2 protein-coding genes are annotated in these 936 nt (G+C 40.0%); both read right to left on the bottom strand.

Translation table 11 applies throughout. The annotated features are described in order from the left end of the window. Positions 1–93: 93 nt before the first annotated feature. On the bottom strand, positions 94–237 hold the full coding sequence (locus AB4496_RS28155; RefSeq protein WP_009846961.1) for a hypothetical protein: 144 nt from the start codon (positions 235–237) through the stop codon (positions 94–96). A gap of 76 nt (positions 238–313) precedes the next feature. Further along, positions 314–829 carry a cytochrome c gene (locus AB4496_RS28150; RefSeq protein ID WP_102258554.1) on the bottom strand — a complete coding sequence of 172 codons (516 nt, stop codon included), beginning with the start codon at positions 827–829 and terminating at the stop codon, positions 314–316. Between the last annotated feature and the right edge of the window lie 107 nt (positions 830–936).

Genomic DNA, 936 nt, shown 5'->3' with positions numbered 1-936 from the left:
AGTTAATGATCGCTTTAATTACTTTACTAACTATTAGTTTTGTCAGCTATTGTATTTTCACTTACCCAATACTAACTCAACAACCAACGACTACTAGTTGTTCGTCACAGAAAGTTTGTAGCCCAAATGTTGAACATTCACATCAGCGTAGCCTAGAGCAACGGCATAGTCTGCTGCGTTTGTTAAAGCAGAAAACATGATTGAAACGGCTAGTGTTATAAACATACTCATTTTCATATTTTGTTCCTTTTTGGCTAAATAGTTTTAACTGGTTAAATGGGGTTAGTTAGTTAATTGAGCGGACTGAATGTTATTACCAACGTGAGCGATATGAACGATGGCAACTTTTGCAAGTCGCCTGCGCTGCTTCTAATCCTGATTCCGCCAGTGATACATCACCTTGTTGGCTACCTTGATAGAGTTCTTGGAACCCTTGATTCATTTGACTTAGTAGTCGTTCGAATTTTTCAGGCTCACTCCACACACTCTCTTTAGCTTTACTTCCCTCTTGGCTGCCCACCGGAAATGACGTCAGTAACAATTCGCTATGAGCTGTTAACTCTAAACTCGTTTCTTCTAATACCTGCCAACTCGTATCGTTGCCATCTAATAAGTCTTTGGCTTGCTCAATCAAGGTTTCAACTTGTGTAAATGCGTATTGGCGCTGTTCAATTTGGTTCGAATGATCTTGTGATGCCCAAGCGTGGGTACTAAGTAAAACGGTTGTAGTGCACAGTAGGCTCACCAATCTCTTGTGAATCATTCTCTTGTTCATATTGATCTCTCCTCGCTTCATATAGCTTTTGTTGTCTGGTTTCGATACAGACATCGATGATTCGTTTCGGTGTTCCGTTTTGCTCTGATGTCTGTGTTTCTTTGATGCCTGTGTTTCCTTGATAAAGTCAATTTACACAGCAATAGTTGCAATTGCAACTA

Source organism: Vibrio sp. 10N.222.46.A1, assembly GCF_041473595.1.
Taxonomy (GTDB): Bacteria; Pseudomonadota; Gammaproteobacteria; order Enterobacterales; family Vibrionaceae; genus Vibrio; species Vibrio tasmaniensis_A.
This window is presented reverse-complemented; position numbering and strand designations above follow the sequence as displayed.

Excerpts from the sequence above, each read along its gene's own strand:
- AB4496_RS28155 (WP_009846961.1), bottom strand. The coding sequence starts at position 237 with ATGAAAATGAGTATGTTTATAACACTAGCCGTTTCAATCATGTTTTCT.
- AB4496_RS28150 (WP_102258554.1), bottom strand. The coding sequence starts at position 829 with ATGTCTGTATCGAAACCAGACAACAAAAGCTATATGAAGCGAGGAGAG.